At 65.2% G+C, this 19,407-nt stretch carries 15 protein-coding genes; 10 read left to right on the top strand and 5 right to left on the bottom strand.

The features are described 5' to 3' along the window. The first annotated feature begins 63 nt into the window (after window positions 1–63). Both LK542_RS21200 and LK542_RS21195 read left to right on the top strand, forming a co-directional pair. Entirely contained in the window at window positions 64–840 is a 777-nt protein-coding gene (locus tag LK542_RS21200) for a class II glutamine amidotransferase (protein ID WP_227813482.1), read from the top strand. 100 nt (window positions 841–940) lie between these two features. Beyond that, a complete protein-coding gene (locus LK542_RS21195) occupies window positions 941–2,218 on the top strand; it encodes an EAL and HDOD domain-containing protein (RefSeq protein ID WP_227799839.1) in 1,278 nt (425 codons plus the stop codon). Window positions 2,219–2,300: 82 nt separating this feature from the next. Here the strand turns inward: LK542_RS21195 and LK542_RS21190 are convergent, their stop codons facing one another. Then, window positions 2,301–2,675 carry an SPW repeat protein gene (locus LK542_RS21190; protein WP_227799840.1) on the bottom strand — a complete coding sequence of 125 codons (375 nt, stop codon included), beginning with the start codon at window positions 2,673–2,675 and terminating at the stop codon, window positions 2,301–2,303. 117 nt (window positions 2,676–2,792) lie between these two features. After that, window positions 2,793–6,563, bottom strand: a complete 3,771-nt coding sequence (gene metH, locus LK542_RS21185; RefSeq protein ID WP_227813481.1) for a methionine synthase — start codon at window positions 6,561–6,563, stop codon at window positions 2,793–2,795. A gap of 244 nt (window positions 6,564–6,807) precedes the next feature. On the opposite strand from metH, the gene LK542_RS21180 reads away from it, so the two are divergent. Continuing rightward, a complete protein-coding gene (locus LK542_RS21180; protein ID WP_227799842.1) occupies window positions 6,808–7,041 on the top strand; it encodes a BrnA antitoxin family protein in 234 nt (77 codons plus the stop codon). Between the two features lie 29 nt (window positions 7,042–7,070). On the opposite strand, the gene fmt is transcribed toward LK542_RS21180, so the two are convergent. Together fmt and def are read right to left on the bottom strand one after the other, a co-directional pair. Continuing rightward, complete coding sequence (fmt, locus tag LK542_RS21175) at window positions 7,071–8,018, bottom strand: methionyl-tRNA formyltransferase (protein ID WP_227813480.1); 948 nt, start codon at window positions 8,016–8,018, stop codon at window positions 7,071–7,073. Next, window positions 8,018–8,557 (bottom strand): peptide deformylase, encoded by a 540-nt coding sequence (def, locus tag LK542_RS21170; protein WP_227799844.1) that lies wholly within the window; start codon window positions 8,555–8,557, stop codon window positions 8,018–8,020. Before def ends, fmt begins: the two co-directional genes overlap by 1 nt. Window positions 8,558–8,823: 266 nt before the next feature. Between def and LK542_RS21165 the strand changes: the two genes are divergently transcribed. The 3 genes from LK542_RS21165 (at window position 8,824) to LK542_RS21155 (ending at window position 11,744) form a co-directional block, all read left to right on the top strand. Beyond that, on the top strand, window positions 8,824–9,921 hold the full coding sequence (locus LK542_RS21165; RefSeq protein WP_227813479.1) for a LysM peptidoglycan-binding domain-containing protein: 1,098 nt from the start codon (window positions 8,824–8,826) through the stop codon (window positions 9,919–9,921). 8 nt (window positions 9,922–9,929) lie between these two features. Beyond that, complete coding sequence (gene dprA, locus LK542_RS21160; RefSeq protein WP_227813477.1) at window positions 9,930–11,048, top strand: DNA-processing protein DprA; 1,119 nt, start codon at window positions 9,930–9,932, stop codon at window positions 11,046–11,048. 237 nt (window positions 11,049–11,285) lie between these two features. Further along, window positions 11,286–11,744 (top strand): DUF494 family protein, encoded by a 459-nt coding sequence (locus LK542_RS21155; protein ID WP_227799847.1) that lies wholly within the window; start codon window positions 11,286–11,288, stop codon window positions 11,742–11,744. A gap of 54 nt (window positions 11,745–11,798) precedes the next feature. On the opposite strand, the gene LK542_RS21150 is transcribed toward LK542_RS21155, so the two are convergent. Continuing rightward, on the bottom strand, window positions 11,799–13,970 hold the full coding sequence (locus tag LK542_RS21150) for a metallophosphoesterase (RefSeq protein ID WP_227813476.1): 2,172 nt from the start codon (window positions 13,968–13,970) through the stop codon (window positions 11,799–11,801). Between the two features lie 202 nt (window positions 13,971–14,172). Here LK542_RS21150 and LK542_RS21145 point away from each other — a divergent pair, with 202 nt between their 5' ends. The 4 genes from LK542_RS21145 (at window position 14,173) to LK542_RS21130 (ending at window position 19,379) form a co-directional block, all read left to right on the top strand. Further along, entirely contained in the window at window positions 14,173–14,730 is a 558-nt protein-coding gene (locus LK542_RS21145; RefSeq protein WP_227813475.1) for an RNA polymerase sigma factor, read from the top strand. A gap of 3 nt (window positions 14,731–14,733) precedes the next feature. Further along, window positions 14,734–15,669, top strand: a complete 936-nt coding sequence (locus LK542_RS21140) for a FecR domain-containing protein (protein ID WP_227813474.1) — start codon at window positions 14,734–14,736, stop codon at window positions 15,667–15,669. 87 nt (window positions 15,670–15,756) lie between these two features. Next, window positions 15,757–18,108 (top strand): TonB-dependent receptor, encoded by a 2,352-nt coding sequence (locus tag LK542_RS21135; RefSeq protein ID WP_227813473.1) that lies wholly within the window; start codon window positions 15,757–15,759, stop codon window positions 18,106–18,108. Beyond that, window positions 18,108–19,379, top strand: a complete 1,272-nt coding sequence (locus LK542_RS21130) for a ComEC/Rec2 family competence protein (RefSeq protein ID WP_227813472.1) — start codon at window positions 18,108–18,110, stop codon at window positions 19,377–19,379. Before LK542_RS21135 ends, LK542_RS21130 begins: the two co-directional genes overlap by 1 nt. The last annotated feature ends 28 nt before the right edge of the window (window positions 19,380–19,407 follow it).

Genomic DNA, 19,407 nt, shown 5'->3' with positions numbered 1-19,407 from the left:
CCGTTACCGTTTCGAGGAGTAGCGGCTCCGCCATCGGCACCTCTGGCGTGGTAAGCTGCGCGCATGTGCCAGCTCCTCGGAATGAACTGCAACGTCCCCACGGACATCGTCTTCTCCTTCACCGGCTTTGCCCACCGCGGCGGCCGTACCGATACCCACCATGACGGCTGGGGCATCGCTTTCTTCGAAGGCAAGGGCGTACGCCACTTCGTCGACCACCAAGCCGCCATCGATTCTCCCATCGCGGAACTGATCAAGCGCTACCCGATCAAGTCCACCAACGTCATTGCCCATATCCGCAAGGCCACGCAGGGACAGGTCGCGCTCGAGAACTGCCATCCCTTCGTGCGCGAGATGTGGGGCCGCTACTGGGTGTTCGCCCACAACGGCGACCTGAAGGACTTCGCGCCGACGCTGCACGGACCGTTCCGCCCGGTCGGCAACACCGACAGCGAGCTGGCCTTCTGCTGGCTGATGCAAAGCCTGCGCGACGAATTCGGCGATGGGACCGAAGGCAGCGCGCCTTCGCTCGCCGAGCTGCGCGCCGCGCTGGAACGCCTGGTGCCGCAGGTGGCGGCGCACGGCACCTTCAACATGATGCTGTCGGACGGCACCGCGCTGTTCACCCACTGCTCGACCAAGCTGTGCTACATCGTGCGCCAGCACCCGTTCGCGCAAGCGCACCTGTCGGACGAAGACCTGTCGGTCGACTTCTCGCAGGTGACGACGCCGAACGACCGGGTCGCCGTCATCGTCACCGAACCGCTCACCAAGAACGAAACCTGGACCCACTTCGCGCCCGGCGAACTGAAGCTGTTCGTGGATGGCGTGCCACAGTAATGCTAAGGAATTAATGTTTCTGTTTTTAATTAGTGCCAGAATGCCACCAAATTGAGCAGATACGGTAAAGTACGACTGTTCGCGCGACCAAGCCCACAACATGACCGATACCGCCAGCCCTGACCAGGCTTCCCAACCCCTGAAGCTGCGCAATTTCTACCTCGGGCGCCAGCCGGTGCTCGACCGTAACCAGGCGCTGTTCGGCTACGAGCTGCTGTTCCGCGGCAGCGCCCAAGGCCCGGCGGAGATCAGCTCCGGCCTGTCGGCCAGCGCCAGCGTGATTCACCACGCTTCGCAGCTCGGCCTGCCGCGCGCGATCGGCGACGCCACCGCTTTCCTGAACGTCGATACCGACGTCCTCATGAGCGACATGTTCGCCTTCCTCCCGCGCGAACGCACCGTGCTCGAGATCGTACGCTCGGTGGAAGCGAACGACGCCGTCATCCGCCGCATGACCGAGCTGTCCACGCACGGTTTCCGCTTCGCCGCCGAAGCCTCGGCCCATGGCGCCAGCCTGGCCAGGCTGCTGCCGGTGATCGACTACGTCAAGATGGACCTGCGCGAGCTGCCGGTGGTGACCCTGCTGTCGCTGGCGCCGCGCCTGCGCGGCACCGGCAAGCGCCTGGTGGCCGAGAAGGTCGAGACCCACAGCGAATACCGCACCTGCCTGGACATCGGCTTCGATTACTTCCAGGGCTATTATTTCGCCAAGCCGACGGTGATCGCCGGCCGCAAGCTGTCGCCCTCACAGGCGGCGGTGCTGGACCTGATGAACCTGGTAACCTCGGATGCCGACAATGCCGAGATCGAGCGCGCGGTAAAGAAGGACGTCAGCCTCGGCCTGAACCTGCTGCGCCTGGTGAACACGCCGGCGGCGGGAGCAGGGCGGCGCATCGAGTCGGTCAGCCAGGCCCTGATGCTGCTGGGCCGCCGCCAGCTGCAGCGCTGGCTGCAGATCCTGCTGTACGCGGAGCCGGGCGTGCGCGGCCACAACCTGTGCCCGCTCCTGATGCTGGCCACCACCCGCGCGCGCCTGATGGAACTGCTCGCGCAGCGCCTGCGTCCGGGCCAGCGCAACGTGGCCGACATCGCCTTCACGGTGGGCATGATGTCCCTGATGGACACGCTGTTCTGCATCCCGATGCAGGACATCGTCGAACAGATCCCGGTGATCGACGAAGTGCGCCACGCGCTGCTGGTACGGCGCGGCTTCTTCGGCGAACTGCTGCGCCTGGCCGAATCGATCGAGCGCATGGACGATGCGCAGGACGAGGTGCTGCCGGCGCTGCACGAATTGTCGATCGACGGGGACGACCTGGCCGAGCTCGAGGTCTCCGCCTTCGAGTGGAGCGACAAGGTCGTCCGCTACGCGATCTGAATTCGTTTATACGTTGACCGCGTGGGGTGCATTGGTCCAGTGGACCAATGCACAAGCCGCCCACCCTACAAAAGCCACGTCATCACGTGGCGCCAGAGCGCGTCCACTGCTGGTGCAGTTCCGGATCGCTGCGCAGCTCCCACACCGCCAGCACGATCGTGGCGATCCCCGCGATAACCAGGCTCCAGGTCATGGCCGGGTCGCGCACCACGCCGACCAGCCAGGGCGAGACCGCCACCCACACTCCCGCAATGATATTCAGCAGCACGGCCCAGACGTGGGTCTTGACCAGGTCGAAGGCCGCCAGCAGCGCGATCAGCACGCCGGCAACGTAGGCGTTGACGGCCGGGGGCGATTCGGACGGATAGCCGAGCGCCCAGGGCGAAATGAACAGCCAGACGCCGATCACGACCATGAGCTGGTCCTGCCAGCGCCGGGACGACAAATGCATTGCCATGATGTCTCCCTCCCATAACGATGACATTGCACTGGCTTAGACCGTGCAGCGGGGACGAAGTTTGCAGGAACGGGGGAGGCCGGCGCGGTCGAAAAGACCGCGCCGGCAGGGGAGGAATTACGAGAGGTTCGGCGCCAGGTGGCGCTCGAGTTCGGCCTTGTCCATGCCGCGGCGGCGCGCCATGTCCTCGAGCTGGTCTTCGCCGATCTTGCCGACCACGAAGTACTTCGAGTCCGGGTGGGCAAAATAGAAGCCCGACACCGCCGCGCCCGGATACATCGCGAAGGACTCGGTCAGTTCCATGCCGATCTCCCCGGCCTGCAGGGTACGGAACAGCTCGGCCTTCACGGTGTGCTCGGGGCAGGCCGGGTAGCCCGGCGCCGGACGGATGCCGCTGTATTCTTCTTTGATGAGCGCTTCATTCGACAGGTCCTCCGTGCCTGCATAGCCCCACAGGTCGGTACGAACACGCTCGTGCAGGTACTCGGCAAAGGCTTCGGCCAGGCGATCGGCCAGGGCCTTCAACATGATCGACGAGTAGTCGTCGTGCGCCGCTTCGAAGCGCTGCTCGTGCTTCTCGATGCCGAGGCCCGCCGTCACCGCGAACATGCCGATGTAGTCGGCAATGCCCGAGTCTTTCGGCGCGACGAAGTCGGACAGGCACTGGTTCGGACGCTGCTCGCCGTCCACCACCGGCTTGACGCCCTGCTGGCGCAGGCCGTACCAGGTGAAGGCGACTTCCTTGCGCGATTCGTCGGTATAGATCTCGATGTCGTCCTCGTTCACCGCATTCGCCGGCAGCAGCGCGATGGCGCCGTTGGCGGTCAGCCAGCGGCCTTCGATGATCTTCTTGAGCATCGCCTGGGCTTCCTCGAACACCTTGGAGGCCGCTTCGCCCACGACCTCATCGGTGAGGATGGCGGGGTAGGGGCCGGCCAGGTCCCAGGTCTGGAAGAAGGGACCCCAGTCGATGTAGCGCGCCAGCTCGCCCAGGTCGACGTTCTTGAACACGCGGCGGCCGATGAACTTCGGCTTGACCGGGGCGTACGCCAGTTTCGCCTTGTTGGCGCGCGCCTGCTCGATACTCAGGATCGGCAGCGCCTTCTTGTTGGCGTGCTGGACGCGGATGCGTTCGTAGTCCTGGGCCAGCTCGATGATGTAGGCGTCGCGGCTGTCCTCGGTCAGCAGCGACTGGCCCACCGACACCGAACGCGAGGCGTCCGGCACGTAGACCACCGGGCCTTCGTAGTGGGGCGCAATCTTGACGGCCGTGTGGGCGCGGCTGGTGGTGGCGCCGCCGATCAGCAGCGGGATCTTCTTCTCGCGGAAGTAAGGGTCGCGCTGCATTTCGCGCGCCACGTGGGCCATCTCTTCCAGCGAAGGCGTGATCAGGCCGGACAGGCCCACGATGTCGGCGTTTTCTTCCTTGGCCTTGGCCAGGATGTCGGCGCACGGGACCATCACGCCCATGTTCACGATCTCGAAGTTATTACATTGCAGGACCACCGAGACGATGTTCTTGCCGATGTCGTGCACGTCGCCCTTGACGGTCGCGATCACCATCTTGCCCTTGGGCTTGGCGACCACGCCGGTGCGGCGTTCTTCTTCCGCCTTCTCTTCTTCGATGAAGGGCACCAGGTGGGCCACGGCCTGCTTCATGACGCGCGCCGATTTCACCACCTGCGGCAGGAACATCTTGCCTTGTCCGAACAGGTCGCCGACGATGTTCATGCCGTCCATCAGCGGGCCTTCGATCACGTGGATCGGACGCCCACCGGTAGCCAGTACCTGCTGGCGCATCTGTTCGGTGTCTTCGACGATCCACTGCGTGATGCCGTGCACCAGCGCGTGCGCCAGGCGCTTCTCGACCGGCGCTTCGCGCCAGGCGAGGTTCTGTTCCTGCTTGCCGCCACCGGCCTTGAGGGTGCCGGCGAATTCGATCATGCGCTCGGTGGCGTCCTCGCGGCGGTTCAGCACCACGTCTTCCACGCGCTCGCGCAGTTCCGCAGGGAGGTCGTCGTAGACGCCGACCATGCCGGCGTTGACGATCCCCATGGTCAGGCCGGCCTTGATGGCGTGGTACAGGAACACGGTGTGGATGGCTTCGCGCGCCGGGTCATTGCCGCGGAAGCTGAACGAGACGTTCGACACGCCGCCCGAAACCTTTGCGTGCGGCAGGTTCTTGCGGATCCAGGCAGTGGCTTCGATGAAGTCCACTGCATAGTTGTTGTGCTCTTCGATGCCGGTGGCGATCGCGAAGATGTTCGGGTCGAAGATGATGTCTTCCGGCGGGAAGCCGACCTGCTCGGTCAGCACCTTGTAGGCACGGCCGCAGATCTCGGTCTTGCGCGCGAAGGTGTCGGCCTGGCCCTGTTCGTCGAAGGCCATGACGATCACGGCGGCGCCGTAGCGGCGGCACAGTTTGGCCTGGCGGATGAATTCTTCTTCACCTTCTTTCATCGAGATCGAATTGACGATGGCCTTGCCCTGCACGCACTTCAGGCCGGCCTCGATCACGCTCCACTTCGAGGAGTCGATCATGATCGGCACGCGCGAGATGTCCGGCTCGGACGCGATTAGGTTCAGGAAGCGCGTCATCGCCGCCTGCGAATCGAGCATCGCCTCGTCCATGTTGATGTCGATGACCTGGGCGCCGTTCTCGACCTGCTGGCGCGCGACCGACAAGGCCTCGTCGAACTGCTCGTTCAGGATCATGCGTGCGAACGCCTTGGAGCCCGTGACGTTGGTGCGCTCGCCGACGTTGACGAACAGCGAGCTGTCGTCGATGGTGAAGGGCTCCAGGCCCGACAGGCGCATCGCGACGGGGACCTCGGGGATTCTCCGCGGCGGGCGGCCTTCCAGCATCTTCGCGATGGCGGCGATGTGCTCGGGCGTGGTGCCGCAGCAGCCGCCGGCGATGTTCACGAAGCCGGCGTCGGCGAATTCGCGCAGCAGGGCCGAGGTATCGGCCGGCAGTTCATCGAAGCCGGTGTCGCTCATCGGATTGGGCAGGCCGGCGTTCGGGTAGATGCAGACGAAGGTATCGGCGATCTGCGAGAGCTCTTCGGCATACGGGCGCATCAGCGCAGCACCGAGCGCGCAGTTCAGGCCGATGGTGATGGGCTTGGCGTGACGTACCGAGTTCCAGAAGGCGGCGACGGTCTGGCCCGACAGGATGCGGCCCGAGGCGTCGGTGACGGTGCCCGAGATCATGATCGGCAGGCGCGGCAGTTCCGGGCGCTCTTCGAAGTAGAGGTCGATCGCGAACAGCGCGGCCTTGCAGTTGAGGGTGTCGAAGATGGTTTCGACCAGCAGCAGGTCGGCGCCGCCGTCGACCAGGCCTGCTACCTGTTCGTGGTAGCTCTCGACCAGCTGGTCGAAGGTGATGTTGCGCGCGGCCGGGTCGTTCACGTCGGGCGAGATCGAGGCGGTCTTCGGGGTCGGGCCGAGCGCGCCGGCCACGAAGCGCGGCTTGTCCGGCGTAGAGTACTTGGCGCAGGCGGCGCGCGCCAGCTTCGCGGCTTGCACGTTCATCTCGTAGGCGAGATGCGCCATGTGGTAGTCGTCCTGCGCCACGCCCGTCGCACCGAAGGTATTCGTTTCGATCAGGTCGGCGCCGGCGGCGAGGTAGCGCTCGTGGATTTCCTGGATCACCTGCGGCTGGGTGAGCGTGAGAAGCTCGTTATTCCCCTTGACGAACAGCTCGCGCGCGCCGGCGCCTTCCGGCGCGCTGAAATCCTTGAAACGCTCGCCGCGGTAGGCGGCTTCGTCGAGCTTGTATTGCTGGATGATGGTGCCCATCGCGCCATCCAGGATCATGATGCGGCGCTTGAGGATGTCGCGCAGCTGGGAATCGATCGGGGAGATGGTACGGAGTGGGGCGTTCATGTGAGCTCTTTCTCGCGGCTTTACTGGCCGTTACTGTTGGGCGGTCTACGATTATACGTCATGACGCTGCCTTGCTCAGGGAGGGGCAAAAACGCGGTTTTGTGTTTGTATCTTTATGTATTGATGCGCCCGACTGTTACATGACGTTACAAAACCCAACACATCCGCAATCTTTACGTTACATACACGGACGACAATTACCCCGTCGCCACAATGTTGGCGAAGCTTTTAACGGGATAATTGCATGAACAAAGAATATGAGCCGGATTGGGATCAATCCGCGAACCGCATTGAAGAGCCGGCAGTTGCCGTGAAGCAGCAAGCTAACAATGGCGTCAAGCAGATCGTGACGATTCGCCTGGACGTGGACATGCTGGAATGGTTCAAGTCGGCAGGTCCCGGCTACCAGACCCGTATCAACCAGGTACTGCGCGAATACATGGATGCGCAACGCGCTGCGGGAGCGCAGCAGAAGTGATCGATCGGGGCATTGCCCCGATTTTTATTTTACGAGAAGACTTTCCCGTCCAGCGGGAAGCTTTTGAGGAACTCATGCGCCGGCAGGCGCTTGCCACCTGGCTTTTGCAGTTCGGTCATGCGCAGCGCACCCGTGCCGCAGGCCACCACGATGCCTTGCGCATCCGCCCCCAGCACCTGGCCCGGCGTGCCCGAACCTGAGGCCAGTTCCGCATTCCACACCTTGACGGTCACGCCATCCACCAGGCCATGCGCGCCCGGGAAGGGATTGAAGGCGCGCACCCGGCGCCACAGCAGCTCGGCGGGCAGGGCGAAGTCGAGCTTCGCCTCTTCCTTGCTGATCTTGGCGGCGTAGGTCACGCCTTCTTCCGGCTGCGGCACGGCGGTCGATTCGCCCGCTGCGATCTTGCGCAGCGCCTCGACGATCATGCGGCCACCGAGCAGGGCCAGCTTGTCGTGCAGGCTGCCGGTGGTGTCCCTGTCCTCGATCGCCACGCGCTCCATCAGCATCATCGGCCCGGTGTCGAGGCCTTCTTCCATGCCCATGATGGTCACGCCGGTCTCCGCGTCGCCGGCTTCGATCGCGCGGTGGATCGGCGCCGCCCCGCGCCAGCGCGGCAGCAGCGAACCGTGGATGTTGATGCAGGGTTTGATGTAGAGCGTGCTGCGCGGCAGGATCAGGCCATAGGCTGCCACCACCATCACATCGTAATCGAGCCCCAGCAGGCGTTCATGGGCGTCGCGTGCTTCCTGCGCGCGCTGCGGGTCCTTGGCATCCATGCGCAGCGACAGCGGCTGGGCGACTTCCATGCCGTGCGCCAGCGCGTACTGCTTCACTGCGGATGCCTGCAACTGCATGCCGCGCCCGGCCGGGCGGTCGGGCTGGGTCAGGACCAGGGGAATCTCGAAGCCGGCCTCGTGCAGGGCACGCAGGGCAACGGCGGCGAACTCGGGGGTGCCGGCAAAAACGAGCTTCATCAGCGGCGCGCGCTGCGTTGCGCGGCGTCGCGTTCCAGCGAACGCTCTTCCTTCTGCAGCTTGGCCTTGATGCGGTTGCGCTTCAGGGGCGACAGGTACTCGACGAAGACCTTGCCCATCAGGTGGTCCATCTCGTGCTGGATGCACACGGCCAGCAGGCCATCGGCTTCGACTTCGAATTCCTTGCCGTCGACATCATGGGCCTTGCACTTGACGCGCGCCGGACGCTCGACGCCGTCGTAGATGCCGGGCACCGACAGGCAGCCTTCGTCGTAGACCTGCTTTTCTTCGCTGGCCCAGGTGATTTCCGGGTTGATGAAGACCATCAGCTGGTCGGTGGTTTCGCTGACGTCGATGACGATCACACGTTCGTGCACGTCCACCTGGGTGGCGGCCAGGCCGACGCCGGGTGCATCGTACATGGTGTCGGCCATGTCCTTGACCAGCTGGCGCAGGCGTTCGGTACCGAATTCGGTGACCGGCTTGGCAACCTTGTGCAGGCGTGGATCAGGGTAGCGGAGGATCTTCAGTAAGGCCATGGTCGGAAAAATAAGAGGGAATATCAGTTCAATAAGGTTTATGCGCGCGTACGGAAAATGCAACACATCGCCTATCCTGCAGGACGCGGTTTGTCTTGCTAGTTCAGGGATTTGTGTGCAGAATTTGATTCAGTACGGCAACCTTTTGTCAATCGAGAGGGGTCATCGTCATGTCTCTTCCAGCACTAGCGCAGGAAGATGCGTGCGCGCTGCCAGCCATCCGGTGTCAAAGCCGCAAATTCACGGACGCAATGACGGACGTTTCAATGAAAAATTTTAGCACAGTCGTGACCCGCGCTGCTGCCCTGGCGCTGCTTGCCTGTGCCGCGGCGGCCCCGGTCCAGGCAGCCGAGCGCTGCGCATTCCGCCCGAACGCGCCCGACCAGCACGTCGTGGTCAAGGGCGATACCCTGTGGGACATCTCCGGCACCTTCCTGCAGAACCCCTGGTGCTGGCCCCAGGTATGGGGCATGAACCGCGACGAGATTCGCAACCCGCACTGGATCTATCCCGGCCAGATCATTTATTTCGACCGCGCACGCGGCCGCCTGTCCCTGAACCGTCCCGGCAGCGGCGACGACGCGGGCATGCCGCCGCTGACGAAACTGTCGCCGCAGGTGCGCACCGAATCGCTGGAACGCAATGCCGTGCAGTCGATCCCGGCCGGCATGATCGAACCCTACCTGACCCAGCCGCTCGTGGTCGAGGCCAACGAACTGGCCGGCGCGCCGCGCATCGTCGCCTCGCAGGAAGGCCGCGTCTACCTCGGCACCGGCGACCGGGTCTATGTGAAAGGCAACATCGGCGCCGGCAAGACCTTCCAGGTCTTCCGTCCCACCGGCCCGCTGAAAGACCCGCAGACCGGCAAGGTGATGGCGCATGAAGCCGCCTACCTGGGCAGCGTCACGCTCGACCGCGCCGCGGCGCCCGGTGTGGATGCACATACTTTCCGCGTCACCGAGACGCGCCAGGAAATGGGCGTCGGCGACCTGCTGATCCCGATGCCCCCGAGCCCGGTGCGCAACTACATGCCGCATGCGCCGGCGCAGCTTGTCGATGCGCGCGTGATGTCGATCTACGCGGGCGTGAGCTATGCCGGCCAGAGTCAGGTCGTGACTGTCAATCGGGGTTCTGTTGACGGACTCGATGTCGGCTCCGTGCTGCAGCTCTATCATCTCGGGAAGACGGTCGCGGACCCCGCCAGCAAAGGCGTGTTCAGCTTCCGCAAACCGCAGATCAAGCTGCCCGACGAACAATATGGCAGCCTGTTCATTTTCCGTGTGTTCAGGAACGTGTCGTATGGCCTGATCATGCAAGTAACGGCGCCGGTGGAAGTCGGCGACGTAGCCCGCTCACCGGAGTAAGCGCTACCGTGCAGGACACGGCCCCCCACACCCCGCCAGACCCCCGCGCCATTGCCGACTGGATCCGACTGGATGGGACGAACGGGGTGGGGTGCCGGACTGCCAACCTGCTGCTGGCCGCCTTCGGTTCGCCCTCGGCAATCTTCCGTGCCGGCCATGCAGCCCTTGCAGCCCAGGTGCCGGCCGCCCAGGCCGCCGCACTATGCGCGCCCATCACGCCGGAGCTTGCTCGCCGGATCGCGCTCACGCTGGCCTGGCTGTCCGAACCGCATCATCACCTCGTCACGCAGCAGGACGCCGACTATCCAGGCGACTTGCTCCACATTCCCGATCCGCCGCTGCTGCTCTATATAAATGGACGGCGCGAACTTTTGCATACGCCCATGATTGCCGTAGTTGGCAGCCGCAACGCCAGCACGCAGGGCAGGGCGAATGCGGAAAACTTTGCCGAAGCCCTGTCGCGCGCTGGCCTGTGCGTGGTATCGGGCATGGCGCTCGGCATCGACACCGCCGCCCACGAAGGCGCCTTGCGTGGGTCAGGTTCGACCATCGCCGTCATCGGCACCGGCCCGGACCGGGTCTATCCGGCACGTAACCGCGCGCTGGCGCATCGCATTGCGGAGGCGGGCTGCATCGTCAGCGAATACGCGCTCGGTACGCCGCCCGTCGCCAACAACTTCCCGCGCCGCAACCGCATCATCAGCGGCATGGCGGCCGGCGTGCTGGTGGTCGAGGCGGCGGCGCAGTCGGGTTCGCTGATCACGGCGCAGATGGCGGCCGAGCAAGGGCGCGAGGTATTCGCCCTGCCAGGATCGATCCACTCGGCGCTGGCCAAGGGTTGCCACCAGTTGATACGCGAAGGCGCGCAGCTGGTCGAGACGGTGGACGAAGTGCTGGCCGCGATGCAGGTGTCGCCGCTGGCGCGGCAGGTAGCGGCCTGCCCGGCCGCCGGCGATGCCGCCTTGCTGGCGGCGCTAGGGCACGATCCGGTGGAGCCGGATGCGCTGCTCGACAGCCTGGGCCGGGATGCCGGCTGGCTGGCCGGTGAGCTGCTTGCACTCGAGCTTGCCGGACAACTCGAACGCCTGCCGGATGGCCGGGTCCAGCGCCTGGTGCGCGCCACCTGAAGAAAAAACGTATTCCTCCAAGTATGTTTGTTTCCGCACATGCTCTATGCGGGATGAATGCGAAAAACAGTATTCTTCTTGAGATATTTATGTGAAATGTTTGGCCTTCGTTTTGTTAAATCTCGACAAAACTGAATGAACGGATAAGGCCGTGATACAACGTTTTGCCCGCACGGTACGTGGGTGTGCGTGCCAGGCTTGTGCCTCGGCGAACTTAGCTGCTACAGTAGCGTCACTATGTTCGACATCCTGGTCTACCTCTACGAGACGTACTATCGTCCTGACGCCTGCCCCGAGCCGGCGGCCCTGGCACGCAAGCTGTCCGCCGTCGGTTTCGATGACATCGAGATTTCCGAGGCGCTGGACTGGCTCTCCGGGCTGACCGAAGCGGCAGTTTCCGACGCAATCGATGCATGCACCGGCATCCGCTACTATGTGGACGAGGAATACATCGAACTGGGCAGTGCAGCCATCGGCTTCATCCAGTTTCTCGAAAGCGCCAAGGTGCTCAGTCCCACGCAGCGCGAAATCGTCATCGAACGCGCACTGGCCTGCGACGAGTCGCCGGTCGCACTGGGCAAGCTCAAGATCATCGTGCTGATGGTCCTGTGGAGCCAGGGTAAGGAGCCCGACGCGCTCATGTTCGACGACCTGTTTGGCGACGACGACGAGCAGGAACCGCGCATGCTGCACTGATCTGAATGGATCATCGAAAACACAACGGGGCCGCAAGGCCCCGTTTGCATTTCCTTAGTTGAAGCTCAATCCCGCGCCATTGGCGTTGTTGATCTTCTTGCCTTTCAGGTCGATGGTGAAGCGGTCGCTCGGCTTGGCCGAACCGAGGCCCTTGAAGATCGCGAACACCTGCTTGAACTGGTGCTGGAAGGCGAGGTGCACCGGGTTCTGGTCGGACGGCTTGTCGCCGATTTTCACGGGCGCCGTGGTCGTGGCAGGGAAGGCCGCCATCAAGACCTTGTACTGGCTGACGCGTTCCTGGCCCATGTCGCGCAGCGCCAGTTCGCCCGCGTACACGGTGCGGTGGAAGTCGCCGTAGAAGTCGTAGGGCGTGATCTTCGCGAACGAATCCAGGCTCAAGCCTGCAGCGCTGGCGAGCTTCTCGGCGCGCGCAGTCGCCTCGGCCCAGTCGGTGGTGAGCTGGGCGGCGGCCACCGGCATGCTTGACGCCGTGCCGGCCGCAGCGCAGCTGGCGGTCAGCGGCAGCACCGACGGATTGTCCTTCAGCTGGGCCAGCGTGACGCGGGTCTGCAGCTGCGACAGGATCAGCATCTGCCGGCCGTTCAGGGCCATCGCCGCTTCCTTCATCTCGCACGGCCAGTATTCATCCATGAAGCGCAGGCGCGACAGCTCGCCGAAGTACTGGCGCGTGTAGTCGCCGTACGAGCGGGTGTCGAGGATCGAACGGTCCCAGCGCTTGGCGATGTCGGCCGCCAGGGTGCTGCCCTTCAGGTAATCGTTCTCGACCTGGTAGTAGGGGAACAGTTCGTTGAAGCGCGCCACCGAATTCAGGGCCACGGTCTGGACGTCGACGGTGTCGAGGTCCTTGTAGCTGATGATCTTGTAGGCCGCGCCGTAGACCGCGAGCGAAGGCGACTGCACGTTCACCAGGTAATTGCCGTTGGCGTCGGCGTAATCGTTGGTGCCGTTGAAGTGCATGTGGCCGCCCACGTGCCAGCGCAGTCCGGTGGCGGCGACGCCGGCCGCGGTGGCGGCGTCCGGCACGCGCGCGGTCTGGAAGGCGCCCGGCTTGAAGGCCGCCTTCATCGCCTCCGTCTGGTTGGCGTAGAAGTCCATGGTCGGATAGTGCGAGTAGGCCATCAGCTGCTTGCCCTCAGCCTTGGCACGCGCGCTGACCGACTTGATCCAGTCCACCAGGTGCATCTTGTGGGTCAGTACCTTGTTCCAGCCGGCGTTGCCGGCGCCATCGTAGCCGCTGAATTTCTTCGGATTGGCGGGATCGAATTTCGCGTTCGGCACGAACACGTTGGCATCGATCGCCAGCAGCCACAGGCCTTTCACCGGTTCCACCAGGTAGCTGGCGTCCATCATGGTCGCGCACTTGGTGTAAGCCTTGCCCAGCTTCGCTTCGCCCGCGGCCTTGTAGCTGCCGCCCGAGCCTTCGGCGCAGATCTCGAACTCGCGCTTGGCGACGGTCGACTGCGCGACCGCTTCGTCATAGCTGTACTTGTTGTTGGTGTACTTGCTGAATGGGGTTTCCCAGTGCAGGTCGGCCTTGTTCGGGTTGAAGCCGAAGTCGCCCAGCTTGGCCATCAGCTTTTCGTAGCCCTGTTCCATCAGCTGGTCGGTGCAGACCACGCTCGGGTCCTTGGCCAGGCAGGCGGCGTTCGAGGTGGCATATACCTTCTGCTCCTTGCCTTCCTTAGTGAGGAAGTCGTTCTTGCCGGCTTCCAGGTCATCGAAAGGCTCGTTCGGATCGTGGTTGCCCGGCGCCAGGAAGAAGCGCATGCCCTTGGCCTGGTATTCCTTCAGCACTTCGGCGATGCCGTCGATGTTCATCGGCTGGGCGTCGTCCGAGTAGTCGCCCGGGAAGGCGACCAGGCGGATGCCCTTGGCATGGGCGTCGTCCAGCGCGGCGCGGAAGGCAAAATAGTTTTCGTTGAACAGGCGCGTCGAGGTCAGCTGCGCATACATGGTGCGGATGGTGGCGTTCTTGCCGTCCTTGGTCGGAATGCCGGCGAACTGCGGGCTCTTGAAGTCGCCGTACACGTTATGGAAGTGGACGTCCGACATGAAGGCCACGCTGGTGTTCGGCTCGGCGGCCGGCGGCGCCGGCTGCTGGACCACGGGCGTGGTCTGGGCCGGGGTGGAGGGATCGTCGCTGCCGCAGCCGGACAGCAGGGCCAGCGCGGCGGCGCTGGCACACGAGAGGAGGAAACGGGACATGCAAGCTCCGGTCGTTGGAAAATGCCGGGATGGTGGCATCGTCGGATGACGGGACGATGACAGCCTGGCAGGTTTCGCACAGGTTTCGCATTACCGCTTCGTTCATTGGCGCGTCACATGACCGTGCCAGGATAGGATCGCGCACATTTTTATTTTTCCGGATACCGGAATTTCATACGACCTTCGTCTACCCTTGCAAGACATGCCCAACGACCTGGACGACTGGTTCATCCGCGAGGTGCTCGCCGTCGAACCTGCACTGATGCGCTACCTCAGACATAATTGGCGCGACGCCGGCGAATGGGCCGACTTGCGGCAGGAGGTCTACGCGCGCGTGTACGACGCCGCGCGATGCGGCCTGCCGGAACGGACCGCCCCCTTCGTGATGGCCACAGCGCGCAATCTCCTGATCGACCGTGCGCGCAAAAGCCAGGTGGTATCGATCGACGCGTATGCCGAGATCGACGACCTGGTCATCGACGAACTCACGCCCGAGCGGCATGTGAGCGGCAGGCGCGAGCTCGGCGTGCTGGTCGAAGCGCTGGATGCGCTGCCACCGCGCTGCCGGGAAGTCGTCATGTTGCGCAAGGTCGAGGGATTGTCGCAGCGCGAGGTGGCGGCCGAGATGGGCATTGCCGAGGACACGGTGGAAAAACAGATCGCGAAGGGCATGCGCAGCCTCGCCGATGCATTGTTTTCCCGCGGCCTGGGCAGCGGGATCGCCAGGCTGGAACGCAAGCTGCGCAAACGAGGTACATGAGACATGATGGACAAGAACAAGAACGCGGAGACGATTGAAGAGACGGCGGCCGCCTGGGTGGCACGCCAGGATGCGGCGGACTGGAACGGCGAGCTGGAACGCCAGCGCGATGCCTGGCTGGACGCCGACACGCGCCATCGCGTCGCCTGGCTGCGCCTGGGCGCGGCCTGGAGCGCCGCGGACGCCCTGACCGAGCAGGACGCTGGCCTGCCGGCTGCGCGCACCGCACTGGCGCGCTTCTCTCCATGGCGCATCGCAGCCGGCGTGCTGCTCGCACTGGCGTTCGGTGCCTGGCTGGCCCCGCTCGGCGGCAACCAGGTCGAGCGCTACGCCACCCGCATCGGCGAGAACCGCATGGTCGCGCTGGAAGATGGTTCGCGTATCACGCTCAACACCGGCACACGTCTGCGCGCATCCCGCGAGCACGGGCGCCACGTCTGGCTGGAAGGCGGTGAAGCCTACTTCGACATCGCGCACGATCCCGCCCATCCCTTTGTCATCGAAGCAGGCGCCAGCCGGGTCACCGTGCTGGGGACCCGCTTCACCGTGCGCCGCGAGGGCGGCGCGGTGCGCGTGCTGGTGGAGCAGGGGCGCGTCCGCGTGAGTGGATCCGGCGCGCCGGTCGAACTCGGGCGCAACGAGGAAGCGGTCGCGCAGGGCGGCCGCATCATGCGTGCGCGCCACGACGCTGCCGCGACGGAAAAACGCATGGCTTGGCGCGAAGGCCGCATCGTGTTCGACCAGACCAGCCTCGCCGACGCCGCCGCGGAATTCAACCGCTACAACGAAAGGCGGATCGTGGTGAACGGAGCGGCCGCGCAGATCGCAGTCGGCGGCAGCTTCTCACCGTCCAACGTGGACGGCTTCGTGCGCCTGCTGGAACAGGGCTTCGGGCTAAAGGCGCAACGGCGCGGCGACGAGATCGTGCTCTCGCGCTGAACATGTTCCGGCCGCATACCGGATTTTTGCGGCCCGCGCGTCTAAGAAGGAAGCAGCAAATCCCTCTACCATGCAAGGAACATGACAATGGCTATTCCAAGACTGAGCGGCACCTTGTGCCTGCTGCTGTTCTGCGGCACCCTCCACGCCCAGACAGCGACACTGGACATTCCCGCGGGCGACCTGAAGACCGCGCTCGACCAGTACGCTACGCAAACCGGCGTGCAGCTGCTGTACCGCGCCGACGACGTGCGCGGGCGCACCAGCGCCGGCGCGCAGGGGACCATGGATGCACAGCGCGCACTCGACACGCTGCTCGCCGGAACCGGGCTGGCGGTGCGCCGGGATGGAGCCGGCGCGGTCCTGGTCTTTCGCGAAGCGCAGGACGGCGCGCCGGTCCCCACGGCCGACAGTGAACTGAACACGGTCACGGTTACCGCGCAGAAGCGCAGCCAGTCGGCGCAGGCGGTGCCGATCGCGATGACCGCGCTGTCGGCCAAGTCGATCGACGCGCATCGGGTGCAGGGATTGCAGGACCTGGCGCGGCTCACTCCCGGGCTGTTGGTCTCGGCCTTCAGCCAGGCCAATCCGACCATCGCCATTCGCGGCATCAGCAATACCTTTTCCCAGGTGGGCGTCAACAAGCCGGTCGGGATCTTCGTCGACGACGTGTTCATTCCCCGTAACAGCGCCGCCAGCTTCGAGCTGTTCGACCTGGAATCGATCGCGGTCCTGAAAGGGCCGCAGGGAACCCTGTTCGGCCGTAATGTGACGGGCGGCGCCATCGTGATCAACACGCGCCAGCCGGACCCTGGCCAGTATGCCGCCGAGGCCGAACTCATCGCGGGCAACCGCGGCGAGCGCCAGGCGCGCGGCCTGGCCAATCTGCCGCTGGGCGAGCAGGCCGCCCTGAAGCTGTCGACCTCGCTCCGCCGGCGCGACGGACTCGGGCGCGACCGCCTCACCGGGGCGGAGCAGGACGACATCGACAGCCAGAACTTCCGCGCCCAGGCGTTCGTGCGCCTGGTCCCTGCTGTCGATCTCACCGTGAGCGCGGACTATAGCGACGACCGCAACGGCGGACGCACGCTGTCGTCCGATACCCTGGGAGACGATGGAGACGTGCGCACGTCCGAACTCGGCGTCACGCAACGCTTTGCACGCATCATCTCGGGCGCATCGGCCCGGCTGGTGTGGCGCCTGCCCGCCGGCGAGCTCACCTCGATCACCGCCTACCGCAAGTCGCAGTCGGGCGAAGACTACTCCGGCGTTGGCGCGAACTACGCCTTCCTTGCCAGCGGCAGCCAGAGCGTCACCCGCGACGCCGACCAGATCGCCACCTTCTCGCAGGAGCTGCGCTACGCCAGCCCGCGCTGGGCGCGCGGCGATGTCGTGGCCGGCCTGTACTATTCGGACGAAGAGGGGGAGCGCCAGCTGGGCACGCGCGGCCTGGCGGCGCGCACCGGTGCACTGGCCAGCGCGACGCTGGCCGAACAGGCGGTCGACAGCCGCAGCATCGCGGTGTTCGCCGACGGCGTCGTGCACCTGAGCCCGCAGTTCGACCTTAGCTTGGGCGCCCGCTATACGCGCGATCGCAAGCAGGCCTCGCTGGTGCGGACCGACCTGCTGCGTCCGACGGCATCGTTCAGCGTACAGGGGCTGTCGCAGGCATGGAGCGAATTCACGCCGCGCATGGTGCTCGGCTGGACGCCGCGTCCCGGCCTGCTGGGCTACCTGAGCGCGACCCGCGGCTTCACCAGCGGTGGCTACAACGCCGACGCGTCCAGCGCGGCTGCCTTCCGTACTGCATTCGCGCCGGAGACCGTCAACAACTTCGAGCTCGGGCTGAAGTCGCAGTGGCTGCAGAACCGCGTGCGTCTGAACGCCTCGCTGTTCCGCATGAAATACCGCGACAAGCAGGAGCTGGTCAACAATACCTTGACCGGTATCCTGACGATCGTGAATGCCGGCCGCGCCAGCGTCAACGGCAGCGAGATGGAACTGGCCTGGAAGGCGGCCAGCTGGCTCGACCTGTCGGCCAGCGCGGCCTACCTGGACAGCCGCTACGACCGTTTCGCCGTCGGCACCGTCAACAATACCGGCAACCGCCTGTCGAATTCCCCTCGGCGCCAGGCCAGCGTCGCCGCCAACCTGAGCTACCCGGTGTCCTTCGGCTATCTGGTAGGCGCCGCCAGCCATGCCTGGAAGGAGAGCTACAACACGGGCGCGGCCAACGATCCGAACCTCCAGCTGCCTTCCTACGGCCTGGCCAACCTCTCCGCCGGCATCGAGTCCCTGGACCGCAGCTGGCGCTTGCTGGCGTGGGTGAAGAATGCCGGCGACACCGCCTACCTGCTGACGCGCTCGACCCAGGTGGTGCGCGCCCGCTATGCGGGCGAGCCGCGCACCTTCGGCCTCAGCCTGACGGGGCGTTTCTGATGGCGCAACTCGACCAGCATCGCCGCCTGCTGCTGGCCGCCCTGCTGGCGCTGCCGGCGGCGCGCCCGGTGCGAGCGGCCGCCGCATCGTCCGAGCGCGTGGGCGAGCCTCTCGCGCCCTGGCTGCCGGGATGGCTGGACATCCACCACATTGCCACCGGCCGAGGCAACGCGACCTTCGTCATGCTGCCGGATGGGACCAGCCTACTGGTCGACGCCGGCGCCTCGCTGAACGCGCTCGATGTGTCGGTGGCGCCACGTCCGGACGCCAGCCGCCGTCCTGGCGAGTGGATCGGCCGCTACGCGGCGCGCCACCTGCGACGCGCCGGGCTGGACGGACTCGACTACCTGCTGGCGACGCACCTACATCCGGACCATACCGGCGACGTGAACGAATCGTCGCCGATCGCGGCCGGCGGCGCGTACCGGCTCGGCGGCGTGACCGATGTCGCCGAGCAGCTGAGGGTGAGAACCCTGATCGACCGCGGCTATCCCGACTACGCGTATCCCCAGCGGATCGATGCGCCGTTCTGGCGTAACTACCTGGCATTCGCCGGGGCGCGCCGCAAGGCCGGGCTGGCGGTCGAGCGCTTCCGGGTCGGCAGCGCAGCCCAGATCGCCGCGCGTGGCCACCGCCCGTCTCCGCATCGCTTCGAGGTGCGCAACGTGGCAGCGAATGGCGAAGTCTGGACTGGCGAAGGGGAGGGCAGCCGCAAGCTCTTTCCCGACCTGGCCACCCTGCCGCGCGCCGACTGGCCCAGCGAAAACCAGTGTTCGGTCGCGATCCGGATCGGCTACGGGAACTTCAGCTATTTCACGGCCGGGGACCTGACCAGCTATACGAACGATGGCGTCTTGCCATGGCAGGACGTGCTCGGTCCGGCGGCGCGGGCGGCTGGACCCGTAACGGTGGCGACGGCCGACCACCACGGCATGTTCGACGGCTTGAACGGGGACGTCGTGCGCAGCCTGCGGCCCCGCGTCTGGGTCATCCCATCCTGGCATATTGCCCATCCGGACATGCTGCAGTTGGAGCGCATGTTCAGCGAGCGGCTCTATCCGGGACCGCGCGAGGTGCTCGCCACGACCGTCATGCGCGAGAACCTGCTGGCGAACGGCCGCCTGACCCGGCGCATGCTGAGCCATGACGGGCATGTGCTGGTGCGCGTGGCGCCCGGCGGCGAACGGCTCCAGCTGGTGGTGACCGACAACCGGAACGAGCAGGATATCGTCCGGCTGGCGCCTCCCGCCATCCTGCTGACGCCAGGCTGACCAGGGAAACCGCTGGCATCCCGCGCCC

It is taken from the genome of Massilia sp. IC2-477 (assembly GCF_020707265.1).
Classification (GTDB): domain Bacteria; phylum Pseudomonadota; class Gammaproteobacteria; order Burkholderiales; family Burkholderiaceae_D; genus Telluria.
This window is presented reverse-complemented; position numbering and strand designations above follow the sequence as displayed.

Coding starts and splice junctions, on each gene's coding strand:
- LK542_RS21165 (WP_227813479.1), top strand. CDS start 8,824: ATGAAAAATTTTAGCACAGTCGTGACCCGCGCTGCTGCCCTGGCGCTG.
- LK542_RS21155 (WP_227799847.1), top strand. CDS start 11,286: ATGTTCGACATCCTGGTCTACCTCTACGAGACGTACTATCGTCCTGAC.
- LK542_RS21195 (WP_227799839.1), top strand. CDS start 941: ATGACCGATACCGCCAGCCCTGACCAGGCTTCCCAACCCCTGAAGCTG.
- def (WP_227799844.1), bottom strand. CDS start 8,557: ATGGCCTTACTGAAGATCCTCCGCTACCCTGATCCACGCCTGCACAAG.
- fmt (WP_227813480.1), bottom strand. CDS start 8,018: ATGAAGCTCGTTTTTGCCGGCACCCCCGAGTTCGCCGCCGTTGCCCTG.
- LK542_RS21140 (WP_227813474.1), top strand. CDS start 14,734: ATGATGGACAAGAACAAGAACGCGGAGACGATTGAAGAGACGGCGGCC.
- LK542_RS21130 (WP_227813472.1), top strand. CDS start 18,108: ATGGCGCAACTCGACCAGCATCGCCGCCTGCTGCTGGCCGCCCTGCTG.
- LK542_RS21190 (WP_227799840.1), bottom strand. CDS start 2,675: ATGGCAATGCATTTGTCGTCCCGGCGCTGGCAGGACCAGCTCATGGTC.
- LK542_RS21200 (WP_227813482.1), top strand. CDS start 64: ATGTGCCAGCTCCTCGGAATGAACTGCAACGTCCCCACGGACATCGTC.
- LK542_RS21180 (WP_227799842.1), top strand. CDS start 6,808: ATGAACAAAGAATATGAGCCGGATTGGGATCAATCCGCGAACCGCATT.
- metH (WP_227813481.1), bottom strand. CDS start 6,563: ATGAACGCCCCACTCCGTACCATCTCCCCGATCGATTCCCAGCTGCGC.
- LK542_RS21150 (WP_227813476.1), bottom strand. CDS start 13,970: ATGTCCCGTTTCCTCCTCTCGTGTGCCAGCGCCGCCGCGCTGGCCCTG.
- LK542_RS21135 (WP_227813473.1), top strand. CDS start 15,757: ATGGCTATTCCAAGACTGAGCGGCACCTTGTGCCTGCTGCTGTTCTGC.
- LK542_RS21145 (WP_227813475.1), top strand. CDS start 14,173: ATGCCCAACGACCTGGACGACTGGTTCATCCGCGAGGTGCTCGCCGTC.